This window comes from Caballeronia fortuita (assembly GCF_001544835.2).
Lineage (GTDB): Bacteria > Pseudomonadota > Gammaproteobacteria > Burkholderiales > Burkholderiaceae > Caballeronia > Caballeronia fortuita.
In genome coordinates this window covers 48,793-65,259 of sequence record NZ_FCNX02000024.1, presented here as the reverse complement: position 1 = coordinate 65,259, position 16,467 = coordinate 48,793, and the positions used below count along the sequence as shown (strand labels likewise).

Below are 16,467 nucleotides of genomic sequence, written 5' to 3'. Positions count from 1 at the left end.
GGTTTCGCACCGGTTGGGGCTTTCCAGCAAGGCAAAGCCTGGAAAAAGCTCAACCCTGCTTCGGCTCCTCGCTCTTGCCGAAAAGGCCCGCGAGGCCGCCGAGCGAGCCCAGCACGCCGGTCAGATCGAGCTGGCCTTCGGCCGGCACCTGGCCGTTCGGCGTCGCGCGATCGACGATATGCGGCAGCACCGCCGCGAGCATCCCCGAAAGCTGATCGCCGGAAACGCCGGCCTTCTGCGCGAGCGCGCCGACGTTGTCGTGGCCGAGGACGTTCGTGAGCGTGTCGGGGCTGATCGGCTTGTTCTCGCCGGTGCCGATCCACGACTGGACGACATCGCCCGCGCCATGCTGCTGGAAGCGCTGGATCAGGCCCATCAGGCCGCCCGGCTGGCTGTTGACGAATGCGAGCGCCGCCGCGATCAGCGCGGCCTGGCCCGACTGGGCAGGCTGGCCGCCGGGTTGTTGCGACGAATTGCCGAGGGTGGAGGCGAGGATATCGATTAGGCTCATGGCAGTCTCACTACGAGAGGTTGCGGGGTGGATTCGCTCGCGCCGCGGTTCGGATAACCGGACTTTTCGGCGCGAGCATCGGCCGCGAGCGGCCGTTCAACGATAGTCATACGAAGGCAATTTCCCTTCGGCAAGGTTCCCCGAAGAATCACTGACTGACCGCCGCGGCGCTGGCGGCCTTGTCTTTTTTGCTGCGTTTCGATTTGGCGGGCTTCGACTCGCTCGCGGCGGACGGGCCCGAAGCGCTCGCTGCCGAAGCCGCCGTCGCAGTAGCGGCTTCCTTTTTCGACTTCTTCGACGCTTTGGTAGTCGACGCGGCCGCGGCGGGCGTGGCGGCAGGCGTCTGCGCGGTCGTGGCCGCGGGCGATGTCGCAGCGGTCGCGGCGGTCGACGACTTCACCGTCGAATTCGGCGCGGCGCTGCCGCCTTGTGTCGACGATGTGGCGGGCTTCGACGTCTTGCCCGTCGGCGGCAGCGACGATCCGCCGATCGTCAGGCCGTTCTGCTCCAGATTGCTCACCGACTTCGTGCCGAGACCCTTGACGCGGGTCGCGAGATCGTCGGCGTCCTTGTACGGACCGTTCTTCGTGCGCTCGTCGATGATCGCCTTCGACTTCACCGGCCCGAGACCCTTCACCGATTCCAGTGCAGCCTGATCGGCTGTGTTGACATCGACCGCGGCGAAAGCCGCACCCATCGACAACATGAACGCTAGGCACAGCATCAGCAGCTTTTTCAGCATGACGGCACTCCAGGCTTGAGAGAAAGGAAGAATCGATAAGTTCGGGCCGGACGGGAAGATGCCGTTAAGGATAGGGCAAAAACCCGTCCCGGACGATGGCGCTCGCATTGTGCACGACCCCGCCGCGCGCACTCCGCTCACGCACAATCTTTAACGTTGCGAAACGCCGGATGGATGACGTTGCGTTTCGCGTTGCCGATCGCGCGTCACTTCGCCGCGCGCGCTGTCGGTTTCGCGAAGGCGCCGCGAACTTCGAAGCCGACTTGATCGACGACGCCGCCGTTCGCATCGACGAGTTGGAGCACGTGCCGGCCCGGCCACGGCAGCCACGCCGCGCGGGCGTCATGACCGTAAGGCTTGCCGTCGAGCCGCCACGCAAGAGGCGCGCCGCTGCCCGCGCGCTCGAACCACACGCGCTGGCGCGCGGGCGGAATGTCCGGGTCGAGCGCGAAGATCGTGCCGTTCGTGGGCGCGCCGATGCGTGCCGATTGCGCGCCGGTGGTCACGCCGCCCGTCGACCGCGCCGCGTTCGCCGTCAGGCCGACGGCGCTCATCTGCGTGCCGCGCACGAACCATTCGTCGCGCGCGGGTTCGAGGTCGTCCTGATACGTGACGCGCGTCGTCACGACGCCCGGCGGCGCGTGCGGGGCACGGCTATCCGACCGCCGGTTCAGATAGTTGACGATCGCGTTCCATGCAGGCGCCGCGCCCGTCACGCCTGAAACGTCCCACATCGGCGCGCCGTCCGCGTTGCCGACCCAGACGGCCACGGTGTACCGCGACGTGAAACCGGCCGCCCAGTTGTCGCGCATGTCCTTGCTCGTGCCGGTTTTCACCGCGCTGAAGGTGCGCGTGGCGAGCACGCTGTCGAAGCCGAAGGTGCGCGTGCGGGCGTTATTGTCGGCGAGGATATCGGTGACGATGAAGCTCGCTTCCGGGCTGAAGACGCGCGTGCCCGCCGGCGCCGGCCTATGGTCCGCGATATCGAAAAGCGGTTTCGCGATGCCGCCGTTCGCGAGCGCGCGATACGCATTGGCGAGCGACGCCAGCGTGACGTCGGCGCTGCCGAGCGCGAGGCTGAAGCCGTAGTAATCGCCCGCTTGCGACAGAGGCAGGCCGAGCGCGACGAGCGTTTTCGCGAAACGATGCGGCGTCACCATCACGAGCGTTCGCACTGCCGGCACGTTCAGCGACGAGCCGAGCGCCGTGCGCACGCTCACCCAGCCCTTGAAGTCGTGATCGTAGTTCTGCGGAATGTAGAGGCCGCCGCCGGTCGCGAGATCGAGCGGCGCATCGTCGAGCAGCGTGGCGGCGGTGACGCGCCTTTCGTCGATGGCCTGCGCATACAGGAAAGGCTTGAGCGTCGAGCCGGCCTGACGCGCGGCGAGCACGGCGTCGACTTCCGGCGCGTTCGACAAACCGCCCGCCGAGCCGACCCACGCGAGCACGTCGCCGGAAGCGTTGTCGATCACGATGGCCGCCGCGTCGTGCACGTTGCGCGGATGCGCGCGCGCGTTCAGTTCCGCCAGCGTGCGGGCGAGCGTGTCGCGCGTGAAGCGCTGTAGCCGCGCGTCGAGCGTCGAGCGCACGCGCGCGCCTGCCGCCGGATGCACTTCGCCCGCGATGCGTCGCGCGAGATGCGGCGCGAGCGCGTCGTCGCCCTGGGCCACGGCGGGTACTGCGGCCGTGCGGGTGAGCGCGAGCTGCACGTAGCTGTCGAGATTGACGCACGGATCGGCGGAGCGCGCGTCGGCATGCAGCGCCCGCATGTCCCGCAGGATCACGCAGGCGCGCGCGGCGACTTTCGCGTACGGCGCATTCGGCGCGCGCACGAGCGCGGCGGCGAGCGCGGCCTCGCGTTCGTCGAGACCGGACGGCGCCTTGCCGAACATCGTCTGCGACAGCGCGGACAAACCGACGATCTCGCCGCGAAATGGCACGAGATTCAGATACGCCTCGAGAATCTGATCCTTGCGCCAGCTTCGTTCGAGCCACAGCGCGCCGATCGTCTGCTGCGCCTTTTCGCCGATGGAGCGGCGGCCGTTCGGCTTGCCGTCATCGTCGATAAGGCCGGTGAGCTGCATCGTCACCGTCGATGCGCCGCGCGTGCGCGTGTTCCACAGGTTGCCCCAGGCCGCCGCCGCCGCGCCGCGCCAGTCGACGCCCGCGTGTGCGTAGAAGCGCTTGTCCTCCGACACGACGATCGCCTCGCGCAACGCCGGCGACACATCCGCGAGCGCGATCCAGTCGCCGCGCCGCGCGCGCTTGTCGATGCGCGTGCGCGCCAGCGGCTCGCCGTCGCGCGAGAGCAGCACCCAGTCGGAGCTGCGCCATTGCGCGCGCACGTCGTCGAAGCCCGGCTGCGCGTGCGCCGGCATCGACAGAACGCATGCGATGACGAGAACGGCGGCGCGTTTCATCGCATCACTTCGCGGCGAGCGGCTTGACGACGACCGGCGCATTCGGCGACGCGCCGAACGACGAAGGCGCGTAAAGCGCTTCGACGCGCGTCGGCGGCAGGCCGAAGGTGCCGGAATTGTTCACGCGCATCGTGTATTCGACGCTCAGCTTGCCTTTCGGCAGATAGTCGTAATACGCGCGATAGCCGTCGAAGCCGCGCTCCACGAACGCCGGCCACGCACCGCGATCCTGCTTTTCGCCTTGCGTCGCCGCTTCCGAATCGCGGCCGAGGCCGGAGCCGAGGATCGTCGCGCCCGCGGGGATCGGATCGTTGACGACGACCCACGTCATGTCGCTTTGCGCGTCGATGTCGAGATGCACGCGCACGATGTCGCCGCGCGAGAGCACGCCCTTGACGGCCGGATCGACCGGCGTGACCGTCTTCGCGATGCGATAGCCCGCCGCGAACGGCGCCTTCAGCGCGACGGCCGCGAGGCTTTCGATCGTCGCCCACGGCTTGCCGGTGCCGTCTTGCGTGAGCGCGAGCGAACCGGCGCTCCACGGCAGCACCACGCTGCGCGCGTTCGCGCTTTTCGTCGCAGGCGTGGCCGATGCGAGTGCTGGTGCAGGTGCCGCGTTCCAGTCGACGCTTTGCGTAGCCGCACCGAGCTGAATCGACGTATGGCCCGTGACCGGCGTGCTCTCGAAGAGCCGCGAGAACCGGCCGACCGCGAGCGCGCCCCACAGATTGGCGGTCGTCGTATGCCAGGCGCCGTTCTTCTGCAACGCAAGCAGGCCCGCGACGACGCGCGGCATCTCGTCCTTCCAGCCGGGCGCATCGGCGAAGAGGAGCGCGGTGCGCGCGGCGTTCGTTTCGGCGCCGGTCATGAGCCACCAGAGATCGTCGTCGCGTTCGGTGGAGAAGGTGAGGCGCGTGCCCTGATACGTCAGGCGCGCGCGGATGATCTGCTCGGCCTGCGCGCGCTTTTCGTCGCGATTCGGAATGCCGTCGGCACGCGAGAGGATCGCGTAGTAGTCGAGCACGGCGGACGTCGGCCATTGATCCGGCGCGACCGTGATCGAGTCGAGCATGCGCGGCTGCGCGATCCCGTAGCGCGACAGCGCTTCGATCGCGGCGAGCTTCGTCACGTCGAGATCGTTGCGCGGCGCCCAGAACTTGCGCTCGATCCTGCCGTCGACGAAATTCGCGAGACCCGCCGCCATCTGGTTGCGCAGATCGACGGGCAGGGCGAACCGGCGATCCTGCTTCGCGGCTTCGTCGGTGACGGCGAGCAGATACGCGGTGAGCGCGGGGCTGCCGGTCGGGCGCTCGTCGTCGGCGGGCGGAAAGTAGTTCGCAAGGCCGTCGCGGTCAAGGTAGGACGGCATTCTCGCGAGCACGCCTTGCCATTGCGCCGCGTCCATCAGGCCGAGCGCGCGCGAGGTCTGCTGTTCGAGGCAGTTGTACGGATACCGCTCGAACCAGCGGCGCACGCCCGGCAGGCCGTCCGCGAGCTTCGGCTGCAGGGACACCGCGATGCCGCCGCGCACCGCGCCATCGTCGGACTTGATTGCGTCGGCGGGCGGCGCGACGGGCAGCGTGAGCGTGCCGTCGACTTGCGCGATGGTCGCCTGCTGCACGGTGACCGGAATCGCCGCGACGACTTTCTGCGTCAGCTTGACGGCATCGCTTGCCCTGGGCGCGGCTTGCTCGGACGCAGTCACGTTCCACTCCAACGCTGCGGAGGACTGTGCGCCGAGCACATCGGGCGTCGTCACATCCCACGCCACTTCCTGCGACGATTCCGGCGCGATCTCGACCGTGCGCGCATCGAGCGTGAGCGTGCCGGCATGCGGCGTGACGACGACGCGCATCGTCCGCGCGGTCGTGTTGCGCAGCGTGAACTGCGCGCGGAACGCATCGCCGACGCGCACGAGCGGCGGCAGTCCCGAGATCAGTTGCAAGTCCTGGGTACTTTGGATCGAAGCGCTGCCGGTGCCGAAGCGCTCCGCGCCGACGGCCGCCACCGCGACGATCCGGAAACGCGTGAGGGCGTCGTTCAGCGGCACGTCGACCGTGGCTTCGCCATGCGCATCGAGCGTGACGCGTGGATTCCACAAGAGCAGCGTGTCGAAGAGTTCGCGCGTCGCGCTGTGCCCGCCGCCGCCGCCCGCGGGCACCGCCTTGCGCCCGAAGTGACGCCGCCCGACGATCTCCATCTGCGCGGTCGCGGTTTCGACGCCGTAGGCGCGCTGTTGCAGCATCGCGTCGAGCACGTCCCAGCTTCGATTCGGCATCAGTTCGAGCAAGGCTTCGTCAACGGCAGCGACCGCGATCTGCGTCCCGGCGGGCGCGGGCTTGCCGCCGGGCAGCGCGACCTTCACCTTGACGTGCGCACGGCTGCGCACGGTGTACGACTTCGCGTCCGGACTCACGCTCACCGCGAGCCTGTGCGACGCAGTGCCGACCTTGATCGACGCCAGCCCGTAACGGAACGCGGGTTTGCTCAGATCGACGAGCGGCGTCGGCGCCTGATACTGCCGGCCTTCGTACCAGAACGCGCGCGCCCATTCGACCGGCGCCTTCCATCCCCACGTGAAGAACGAATACCACGGCACCTCGCGGATGCGCCCGCGCAACGCGAGCACCGACACGTAGACGTTCGGCCCCCACGCGTCATCCACTTTCAGCTCGACGGTCGGGTCCTTGCCGTTCAGCTCGGCCACGCGCGTCTCGATGATTCCCTCGCGCTCGACCGCAATGAGCGCCGTCGCCGAACGGAAGGGCATACGGACCTGGAATCGCGCGGTTTCGCCGGGCTCGTAGCTCGTCTTTTCCGGCAATACGTCGATGCGGTCCGTGTTCTCGCCGCCGAACCACAACTCGTCCTCGCGCGTCACCCACACCGACGTGCTCGCGTTGGCCGCGCGCCCGTCGCCGTCTTTCGCGATCGCGATGAGATCGACGTTGCCTGCTTCCTTCAGGTTCGCATCGCACGAGACGATGCCGTGATCGTCGCTCTTGCCGCTGCAAAGCGTGCCGAGATCCTTGATTTCCGTGTGGTTGTCGTAGGCATAGAAGCCGCCGACCATGCGCTTTCTCGAGCTCGACATTACACGCGCGACGGCCTTGATCTCCACCGATACGCCCGCGCGCGCCTTGCCTTGCAGGTCGAGCGCGATCGCCTGCACCGGCAGCGCGCCGCCGACCGATACCCAATGCCCTGCCTTCACGCCGACCGCGACGGCGGCGGGCCACAAGGTCGTGCCGCCGCTGATCGTCTGGATCTCGCCGTTCGGATCGGCGAAGCTCGCTTCGAGCGCGAGGCGCTTCGGCGCTTCGACCGCCGGCAGCGGCTTGACCGTGATCTTGCCCGCGCCATCGCGATCGAGCGTGACGCGCAGTTTGTCGGCGATGAGCTTCGTCGTCGCGTGCTCCTCCTGCTCGTTATCTTCGTCCTCGGCGGGCGCGCTCGCGCCGTCGTCCGCCGGCTTGCGATACGGCGCGAAGCTGAACGCTTCGTATTGCGAAGCGAAGGGCGGCGCGACATCGCGCACGAGCGCCGACACCTGCACCGGCAGATTCGATGCCGGACCGCCTTGCACATATTCGAGCCGCACCGCGACCGGCGCTTCCTGCGCCGCGACGAGGCCGGCGGTTTTCGAATCGCCCGCCGTGACCGAGCCTTTGAACACCGGCAGGCGGAATTCCTCGACGCGGAAGCTGCCCGATTCGTACGACTGCGTCACCGCGTTGTCGTTGCCGTCGTCGTCCGATGAAGCCGCGCCATTATCGAGCGTCACGCTGTATTCGCCGAGCTTCGCCGCGACGGGCACGGTGAAGGTCGAATCGGCGCTGTGATCGGCCGCCCATTGCAGCGGCAGATGCCAGGTCTGTCCGCTGCCGACGTGACGGATCGTCACGCGGCTCGGATAGTTCTTCGGAAACGCGAAGCCGCCGAGCGTCTCGACGCGCAGCAGATGCTTCATCGACACCGTTTCGCCCGCGCGCAGCAGCGTGCGGTCGAACACGGTATGCGCGCGCGTCGTGCGCGTTGCGCTCATGTCGGTCGGCACGTTGAAGCGCCACGATTCGATGCCGCGATTCCAGTCTGAGGTCGCGAAAGCCATGTCCGCGCCGGTGACCGGATCGTTCACGCGCGCCGACACGAAGAAGCCGCCCCACGCGAGACTGTCCTCGTCGCAGCGGCGCACGGACACGAGCGGCTTGCCGATCTTCGCGATGCCTTGCGCATCCGTTTTGGCGGTGGCGATTTCGTCGCCGTTGCAATCGGTGATGCGCACGTCGGCGTTCGGGACCGGCTTGCCCTTGTCGAGCGTCGTCACCCACACGACGCTGTTCTCGCGTCCCTGCTTGAAGTGCACGCCGAGATTGGTGACGAGCACCGAAGTCCGCACGAACATCGACTGATTCTTGCCGAGCAGCGACGCGCCGAGCGCGGGCGAACTCAGTTCGACGACATAGAAACCGGGCTTCGGGAACGGAATGCCGACGACTTCGAACGGCCGCAGCGCCCTCGGATCTGCGGCGGGCAGCGTCAGCGTTTCGACGCCGCGTTGCTTTGCGAGCAGCGACAGCGAGCGGATATCGATCTGTGGATCTTCGGACACCGTGCCGTCGCTGTTCGGGATGACGACCGGCGCGATGCCGTTGTTCAGCAGCGCGGGCATGCGTTCTTCGATCGTCGAGCGCGACATCGACACGCCGTCGAACATATCGACGGTGCGCATCCATTGACGGATGTCCGCGTCGGCGTCGAGCTCGAGCTTCGTGATCTTCGACGTGCCCGAATCGAGCCCCTGCACATGCAGGTCGGCTTCGACGTGGCGCAACGTCACGGGCAGCATCGCGGGCATGCCGGGTTCCGCGAATCGCTCGATGATGCCGAACGTGCCCGACGAGAACTTCGCGAGCGGCGGCATTGCGGCGGTCGCGGCTTTCAGCGGAAAGAGGTCGGCGTTCGCGAGCGCGCGGCCGCTCACGTCTTTCAGATTCGCGGGCGCGTCGATGGTGAGATCGGTGCGCTCGGGCAGCGGCGCGGCAAACTCGATGTTGCTGACTTCGGCGTCCTTGTCGTTCGCATCGAAACGGGGAGAGGCGTTGCCCTTCGGGCCGCGCAGCACGAACTTCTGCGCGTCGGCGCGGCTGATCGGCGCGGTGAAATTCAGGCGCAGCGGGCGCAACGGCGTGCATGGCGCTTTCGCGTTCTCGCGCTCGCACGAGAAGCTCGCCGTGAAAGGCTCGCGCACGTTGAAGTCGAAGCGCTTTTCGACATCGTTCGCGATACCGCCCGGACCCGTCACGCCCACGCCGTACACGAGCTGCATCTTCGTGGCCGACGGCAATGTCTGCCGGCACGCGAGCGTCAGCACGCGATCGCTTTCTTTTTCGAGGCGGAATTGCTTGAGCAGGGCGGCGCGCGTGGCGTCATCGACGGCGCGCACCGGAATGCGATTGCCGAGCGCGTTCGATTCGCACCAGACGTGTTCGAGCACGGACGCCTGCGTCGCGGGACCGTTCAGACGCAGCACGAACGCCTGATTCTCTTCGATGTCGCCGTAACTCGGCATGACGCGCGTGACGAACGGTCCGCCCGTCTGGAACGCGAAGTGGCGCGGGCCGGCAAGCGCATTTCCCGCCGTGGACTTCAGACCGTCGGAGAGGTCGAGCGCGCAGCGCACGCCGGGCGGCAGATCGCGCTCGAAGTCGAAGGCCCATGTCTTGGCGTCGATCCAGCGGCCCGTGTTCGCCGTCGCCGATGCGTCCGCGCCGCTGCACGCGATCTTGCCGGGCGCGGCGGCGGCCGCGTTGCCGAAGGCGGTCATCGGTTCGTCGAATTTGGCGACGACCTGCCGCACCTGCGCAACCTTGCCTTGCGGCGATACGCTCGTGATGCGCGCGGCATCGGCCCGATGCAGCGCCGCGCCCAAGCCCAGCGCGGCGAAAAGCGTGGTCGCGGCCAGAATCCATTTTTTTTGTGACGTCGTAATGCGGCTCATCCACTCGCTCCGAGTTTTCCTCGACGCGAAATTCTACTGGAGCCTTACGCCGAACTTTCTGGCGCGCGGATCGGACAACGCTTTTTGACGGCCGATCAGACCGCGTCCACGTTCGACAGATGCCGCGAACTGACGCGCCGCCAGTAGAGGAACAGTCCGACGCCCGCCGCGCCCAGACTCGCCGAATTCGCGATCCAGAAGCCGCGCGCGCCCTGGAGCCATTCGGGCACGCCGCCGCCCACGTCGAAGCCGAGCAGATAGCCGCCGCCGAGCCCGATGCCCCACAACGCGACCGCGTAGATCACGGTCGGCACGAGCGTCACCTTGTACGCGCGCAGGATGAACGCGGTGGTGATCTGCAGCGCGTCGCAGAAGTGATAGAAGAAGATGATGAGCACGAGCGGCATCGCGGCCGCGATCACGTTTGCATCGGGTGTGTAGGCCGCGATCACGTGCGAGCGCGCGGCAAGCAGGATCACGCCATACACGAACGCCAGCACGCACGCCATGCCGATGCCGTGACGCGAGATCGAGCGCGCGTCGTCGGGACGTTGCGCGCCGAGCGCCTGCGATACGAGCGTCGACGACGCGATGCCGATCGACAGCGGCGTCATGTACAGCACCGCGCCGAGATTGCCCGCGATCTGATGACCGGCGAGCGTCGTCGTGCCGAAGCGCGAGATGAAGAGCGCCATGAACGTGTACGACGTGACTTCGATGAGATAGGAGAGACCCATCGGAATGCCGAGCCGCAGGAGCGCGAGCTGACGCCGCCAGACCGGCCAGCAGAAGCGCGAAAAGATGCCGAACGGGCGGAAGAACTCGAACCGGAAGAGCACCGTCATGCCGACGGCCGCGAGCACCCAGTTGATGAGCGTGCTCGCGAGCGCGCAGCCCGGGCCGCCGAGCGCGGGCACGCCGAATCCGCCGAAGATGAACCACGTGTTGAGCGGAAACTTGAGCAGGAGGCCGCCGACCTGCAGGAACATCACGAGGCGCGGCTTGCCTACCGCGTTCGTGAGCGAACTGTAGACGCGAAACGCGAGGCTCGCGGGCAGGCCGAACGACAGAATGCGCAGATAGTCGACGGTGCGGTCGTGCAGCGCGGGCGGCGTTTTCGCGAGCGACAGCAGCGGCTCGGGTTGGAAGAGCAGCACGAAGCCGATCACGGCGAGCGCGGCGGCGAGCCAGAACGCCTGCCGCGTTTCCTCGCCGATCTCGCTTTCGCGCCCCGCGCCGAAAAGCTGGCCGGCGATCGGCTGCAACGCGACGAGAATCCCCGTCAAGCCGATATACACCGATATATAGATGGAGCCGCCGAGGCCGAGCGCGGCGAGATCGGTGGCGGAGAAGCGGCCGACCATCGCGGTGTCGATCACGCCGAACGCGATCACCGCAAGCTGGCCGATCAGCACGGGCCACGCGAGCGCGGCGATCTTGCGCACGTCGCGCCACATGCCGGTCGTACCCGCCGATGTCGAGAGCGCGCGCATCGGATTACTGCACGCGGCGCAGGCTCTTCGGACGCAGCGGCTTCTTCGCCGGCGGCACGGGACGCTCGATACGCACGTAGAGACGGAAGCGCTCGTCGCGGTCGGCGACGCGCCGGCCTTCCCACACGAGCTTCCACTGGAACGCCGACATCGACGACGGCTCGCCGTAGTCCGCCGGATCCTGACGCAGGATCACGTCGCAATCCTCGTCGAACGCGAAATGCATGCCGCCGAAATAGGCGAAGGTCGCGATCTGCGCATCACCGAGACGCACGGGCGAGATGCAGGTGTAATCGGGCGGCAGATGATCGGCGATCTGCTCGGCGACGTCGCGATACGTCCGGCTGTAATTCACGACCGGCAGCCATAGCGTCATCAACAGCACCCACATGAGCGTGGTGCCCGCGCTCGACAGCACGACGCTGCGCCACAGCACCTTCGGATGACGCGCGAGCCGCCAGCGCGCGAGCAGGAACCAGCAGACCGTCACGGCGACCGCGCACGCGAACGAAATCAGCTTGAATTCGGGATGAAAGCCCGGCGCGAGGCGCGCGAGATTGCGCGCCATCGTCGCGGGAACGCCGAACATGCCGGCGCTCCACACGAGCCACACGAGCGAGCCGATGATCGTGAAGCTCAGCATCGCGAACCAGTCGATCGCGTTGATCGCGCCGCGCTTGAGCGTAGGCAGCGCGAATGTCGCGAGCACGGAGAGCGGCGGCAGAAGCAGCATGAAGAGGCGATTCGTTTCGTGCGCCTGCAGCACGACGAGCACGAGCAGCGGCCCGATGATCGACAGCGGCACGCCGACGTGCGGCGAGCGGCGCAGCCCGCCCCAGCTCACGAAGGCCCACACCGCAAGCGGCCACGCGGGCCATGTGAAGAGCGGCAGATTCTTGATCGCGTAGCCGAAGATCGAGCCGGGCGTGCCCGAGAAGAACGAGAAGCTGTTGCGCCACCATTGGCGCAGCCACCATTCGCCGTCGTCGGGAAAGTAATGCAGCGTCGGCAGGACCCACGCGGCGATCAGCACGATCGCGACCGGCAGGCCGTAGATCAGGAGCGGCAGCGAGCGCACCTGCTTCACGACGATCGTCATCGCGAGCGTGCAAAGCAAAAGCGCGAACACGAGCACCGGCGAGCTGGACAGTCCGACCACGCCGATCGCCACGCCCCACACGAGGCCGCCGTGAACCGGCTTGTCGAGACTGCGCACGAGCGCGTAAAGCAGCATCGCGGTGCCGGCGAATTGCGCGAGCTGCGGCGTCGTTTCGTGACCGCGCTCGGCGAGGCCGAAGCACGCGAGCAGGATGAGGAGCGCGCCGTCGGCGAGCGTGCGGCCGTAGTCGCGCGGCTCTGGTTCGCCGCCGAACGCGTATTTGAACGGCTGCGCTTCTTCGCGCCGGCCGAGCAGATACGCCGAATACCAGACGAATGCGCACGCGAGACAGAAGAGCAGGCCGGTGATCACGCGCGACGCGTTGCTCGCATCGACCCAGGGGCTCAAAAGCCGTATCGCCGATGCGCCGAGCCAGTACATCAGCGGGCCATCGGCGGTGGGCGCCTTGCCGACGAGGTTCGGCAGCAGCCAGTCGCGCGCGTCGCCGTTGGCCATCGTCCACATGACGCCGAAGCCCGCCGCGTCCTCGTTCTTCCACGGATCGCGGCCGAACAGCCCAAACGACGCATAGGTGATGCAGATGGCGAGCAGCAGCCAGCGCGGCAGGGCGCTGGTGGCGGAGGCGGTCAGACGAACGACAGATCGCATGCGAGAAGGCTTGATGAATGACGGTCCGCGGATCTCACGGAAGCGGGCGCGGGGCCGAAGCAACCGGCATTGTAGTCGCGCGGCGGCTTAAAGGGCGGATTGAGGCAGATTGGGACGGATCGGGGCGGCTCATCGATGCTGCCCGAAGCCGGGCGCCACAATGTTGACGAACGCAGCAAGGCCGATGCCGCAACGCGCGGCAAACCGCGCGGCGACAAAAAAGGGCAGCCAAAGCTGCCCTTTTTGCTTGAAGCCGAAGTCCGACTTACTTCTTGGTGGAGAAGCGTGCGAACTTGTTGTTGAACTTTTCGACGCGGCCGGCCGTGTCCATGATCTTCTGCTGACCGGTGTAAAACGGGTGCGATTCCGACGACACTTCGATCTTCGCGAGCGGGTAGGTCTTGCCGTTGAATTCGGCGGTTTCGCGCGTCTGGATGGTCGAGCGGGTCACGAACTTGAAGTCGTTCGACATGTCGACGAACAGGACTTCGCGGTAATCCGGGTGAATGCCTTGTTTCATGGTCTTTCCTGGTATCTGGCGGTAGCCAACCCGTTGCACTTGCTTTACGAGTGCCGCGCGAGTCACTTGCCTAGGGTCGAAAAACGGCGATTATGCCAGAAAATCAGTCGGTTGACATCTTTTTGAAGGTCGCGGCACAGTTCACTCGACGAGCGCGCCGACGCCCGCCGGGTCTTGCCGATAGTAACGCGCGAGCAGCCGGTACAACTCGGGATATTCGGCTTCGAACGGTTTGGGCGTGACGAAAAGCGCCTCGCTGCACACCGCGAAGAATTCCGACGGATGATCGGTCGCGTACGGGTCGATCAGCGATTCGCGCTCGAAGCGGGCGTAGCGCGACTGCGGCACGGCGTCCACGCGCGCGCAGAACTGATCGTAGGCGTTGTCGAAGATATCGGACCACGCGCTCGAATCGAGCGGCGCGTGCCAGCGTCGAAAGAGCGGCGGATGGCCGTGGGCTTCGCCCGTCACCATGTCGATCTTGTGGGCGAACTCGTGGATCACCACGTTGTAGGCGTCGGAGCCGTCGGCCATCTGCGCGTCTTCCCATGAGAGCACGACCGGGCCGCCTTCCCACGCTTCGCCGCTCGCATCGTGCTCGACTTCATGCACGACGCCGTCTTCGTCCTCGACCGTCTTCCTGATGATGAACTCGCCCGGATACACGATGACGCCGACCCAGCCGCGATACAGATCGAGATCGAGATTGAGCACCGGCAGGCAAGCCTGCGCCGCGATCGACACGATCATCTGGTCCGTCAGTTCGAGATCGTGCGCGGTCGAGAATTCCTTCTGCGCGATGAAAAGGCTCGCGGTCTCGCGCAGACGCGCGAGATCGTTGGCGCCGAGATGGCCGAAGCACGGATACGTGTCGAGCGTGCGTTGCCAGAGCGCGTCGTCGATCGCGTATTTGCGCAGCGCGCGCTCGCGGCGTTGCGCGCCGAACCAGCGGGTGAAGAGGTTGGCCATGCGTTGAATCGGAAGACTGGACTAGTTGCGGATTGTACGCACGGCCCCAATAAAAAACCGCCTGACGTTGCAGGCGGTTTTCTTGTCTCGAAGCAGCGGCGATCAGCCTCCGCCGCGACGCATCATGTCGAAGAACTCGGCGTTGTTCTTCGTCTGACGGATCTTGTCGAGCAGGAATTCCATCGCTTCGACTTCGTCCATGTCGTGGATGAACTTGCGCAGCACCCAGACCTTTTGCAGCAGGTCCGGCTTGATGAGCAGTTCTTCGCGGCGCGTGCCCGACTTGTTCAAATTGATGGACGGATACACGCGCTTTTCCGCGAGACGGCGTTCGAGGTGCACTTCCATGTTGCCGGTGCCCTTGAACTCTTCGTAGATCACGTCGTCCATGCGGCTGCCGGTTTCGATGAGCGCCGTGCCGATGATCGTCAGCGAACCGCCTTCCTCGATATTGCGCGCCGCGCCGAAGAAACGCTTCGGACGCTGCAGCGCGTTGGCGTCGACACCGCCCGTCAGCACCTTGCCCGACGCCGGCACGACCGTGTTGTAGGCGCGCGCGAGACGCGTGATCGAGTCGAGCAGAATCACGACGTCGTGCTTCATTTCGACGAGACGCTTCGCCTTCTCGATGACCATTTCGGCCACTTGAACGTGACGCGCGGCGGGTTCGTCGAATGTCGATGCGATGACTTCGCCGCGCACCGAGCGCTGCATTTCCGTCACTTCTTCGGGGCGCTCGTCGATGAGCAGCACGAACAGGATGACGTCCGGATGATTGGCCTTCACCGCATGCGCGATGTGCTGGAGCATGACCGTCTTGCCCGACTTCGGCGATGCGACGAGCAGGCCGCGCTGACCCTTGCCGATAGGCGAGATCATGTCGATGATCCGGCCGGTGACGTTTTCCTCGCCGCGCATTTCGCGTTCGAGCGGCAGCGGCTTGTTCGGATGCAGCGGCGTGAGGTTCTCGAACATGATCTTGTGTTTCGAGGCCTCGGGCGGCTGCCCGTTGACTTTGTCGACCTTCACGAGCGCGAAATAGCGTTCGCCGTCCTTCGGCGTGCGCACTTCGCCTTCGATCGTGTCGCCGGTGTGCAGATTGAAGCGGCGGATTTGCGACGGGCTGATGTAAATGTCGTCCGTGCTCGCGAGATACGAAGTCTCGGGAGAGCGCAGGAAGCCGAAGCCATCGGGCAGCACTTCGAGCGTGCCGTCGCCGAAAATCGTGTCGCCAGCCTTGGCGCGCTTTTTAAGAATCGCGAACATGAGTTCCTGCTTGCGCAGGCGGTTCGCATTTTCGATCTCGAGGCCATTGGCCATCTCGATCAGTGCGGAGACGTGCTGAGACTTGAGCTCGGATAAATGCATACGGGTTTCCCGCCGGGGAGAGAGGTACGACAGAAAGATTTGGGAGAAGAGGTGAGCGGAACCGCTCGAGACTTAATACTTCTTGAACTCTTATGATTCTAGCATAGCACACGCCACAGGCGCCTCGGGTGGGCTTTGGGCGGGCCTTTTCGGCCGATGTTGTCGCGTGACAACATCGGCTGCATCGGATAACGCTTTTAGCGCGTCATGGACGCTCAGTCGGATGCGGGCGCGGGCGCCGGGACATACCGGCGCCTGCCCACATACCGTTACAGGTTGCTGTCGAGGAACGCAGTGAGCTGCGACTTGGACAATGCGCCGACCTTCTGCGCGGCGACCGCACCGTTCTTGAAGAGGATCAGCGTGGGAATGCCACGCACGCCGAACTTCACCGGCGTCGACTGATGTTCGTCGACGTTGATCTTCGCGATCTGCAGGCGATCGCCGTAATCCTTCGCGACTTCATCGAGGATCGGGGCAATCATCTTGCACGGACCGCACCACTCGGCCCAGAAGTCGAGCAGGACAGGTTTATCCGACTTGACGACATCCTGTTCGAAAGAAGCGTCGCTGATGTGCTTGATTGATTCGCTCATTGTCTGAATACCTCTATTGATTCGAGGCCCGCGTTTGAATGCTCGCCACGATACACGAAAACTGAAAAAAATTTTGTCG

General features: G+C 65.9%; 10 protein-coding genes. All 10 read right to left on the bottom strand.

What is annotated here, in order from left to right; translation table 11 throughout:
• Positions 1-49: 49 nt before the first annotated feature.
• The 10 genes from AWB77_RS31955 to trxA all read right to left on the bottom strand — a co-directional run bounded on the left by AWB77_RS31955 (position 50) and on the right by trxA (position 16,388).
• Positions 50-511, bottom strand: a complete 462-nt coding sequence (locus tag AWB77_RS31955) for a YidB family protein (protein WP_061138447.1) — start codon at positions 509-511, stop codon at positions 50-52.
• A 148-nt stretch (positions 512-659) separates the two neighbouring features.
• Positions 660-1,253 (bottom strand): ComEA family DNA-binding protein, encoded by a 594-nt coding sequence (locus AWB77_RS31950; RefSeq protein WP_061138446.1) that lies wholly within the window; start codon positions 1,251-1,253, stop codon positions 660-662.
• 206 nt (positions 1,254-1,459) lie between these two features.
• Positions 1,460-3,673 (bottom strand): penicillin-binding protein 1C, encoded by a 2,214-nt coding sequence (pbpC, locus tag AWB77_RS31945; RefSeq protein ID WP_061138477.1) that lies wholly within the window; start codon positions 3,671-3,673, stop codon positions 1,460-1,462.
• Between the two features lie 4 nt (positions 3,674-3,677).
• Entirely contained in the window at positions 3,678-9,674 is a 5,997-nt protein-coding gene (locus AWB77_RS31940; RefSeq protein WP_061138445.1) for an Ig-like domain-containing alpha-2-macroglobulin family protein, read from the bottom strand.
• A 95-nt stretch (positions 9,675-9,769) separates the two neighbouring features.
• A complete protein-coding gene (locus AWB77_RS31935) occupies positions 9,770-11,131 on the bottom strand; it encodes an MATE family efflux transporter (protein ID WP_061138476.1) in 1,362 nt (453 codons plus the stop codon).
• 40 nt (positions 11,132-11,171) lie between these two features.
• Positions 11,172-12,935, bottom strand: a complete 1,764-nt coding sequence (locus tag AWB77_RS31930) for an ArnT family glycosyltransferase (RefSeq protein WP_061138444.1) — start codon at positions 12,933-12,935, stop codon at positions 11,172-11,174.
• A gap of 265 nt (positions 12,936-13,200) precedes the next feature.
• Positions 13,201-13,455 carry a type B 50S ribosomal protein L31 gene (locus AWB77_RS31925; RefSeq protein ID WP_050326712.1) on the bottom strand — a complete coding sequence of 85 codons (255 nt, stop codon included), beginning with the start codon at positions 13,453-13,455 and terminating at the stop codon, positions 13,201-13,203.
• Between the two features lie 141 nt (positions 13,456-13,596).
• The gene (locus tag AWB77_RS31920) at positions 13,597-14,424 is read right to left on the bottom strand and encodes a M90 family metallopeptidase (protein ID WP_061138443.1); all 828 of its coding nucleotides are present in this window, start codon (positions 14,422-14,424) and stop codon (positions 13,597-13,599) included.
• 102 nt (positions 14,425-14,526) lie between these two features.
• Positions 14,527-15,792, bottom strand: a complete 1,266-nt coding sequence (gene rho / locus AWB77_RS31915) for a transcription termination factor Rho (protein WP_035501035.1) — start codon at positions 15,790-15,792, stop codon at positions 14,527-14,529.
• Positions 15,793-16,061: 269 nt separating this feature from the next.
• A complete protein-coding gene (gene trxA / locus AWB77_RS31910) occupies positions 16,062-16,388 on the bottom strand; it encodes a thioredoxin TrxA (protein ID WP_008349330.1) in 327 nt (108 codons plus the stop codon).
• Positions 16,389-16,467: the final 79 nt, after the last annotated feature.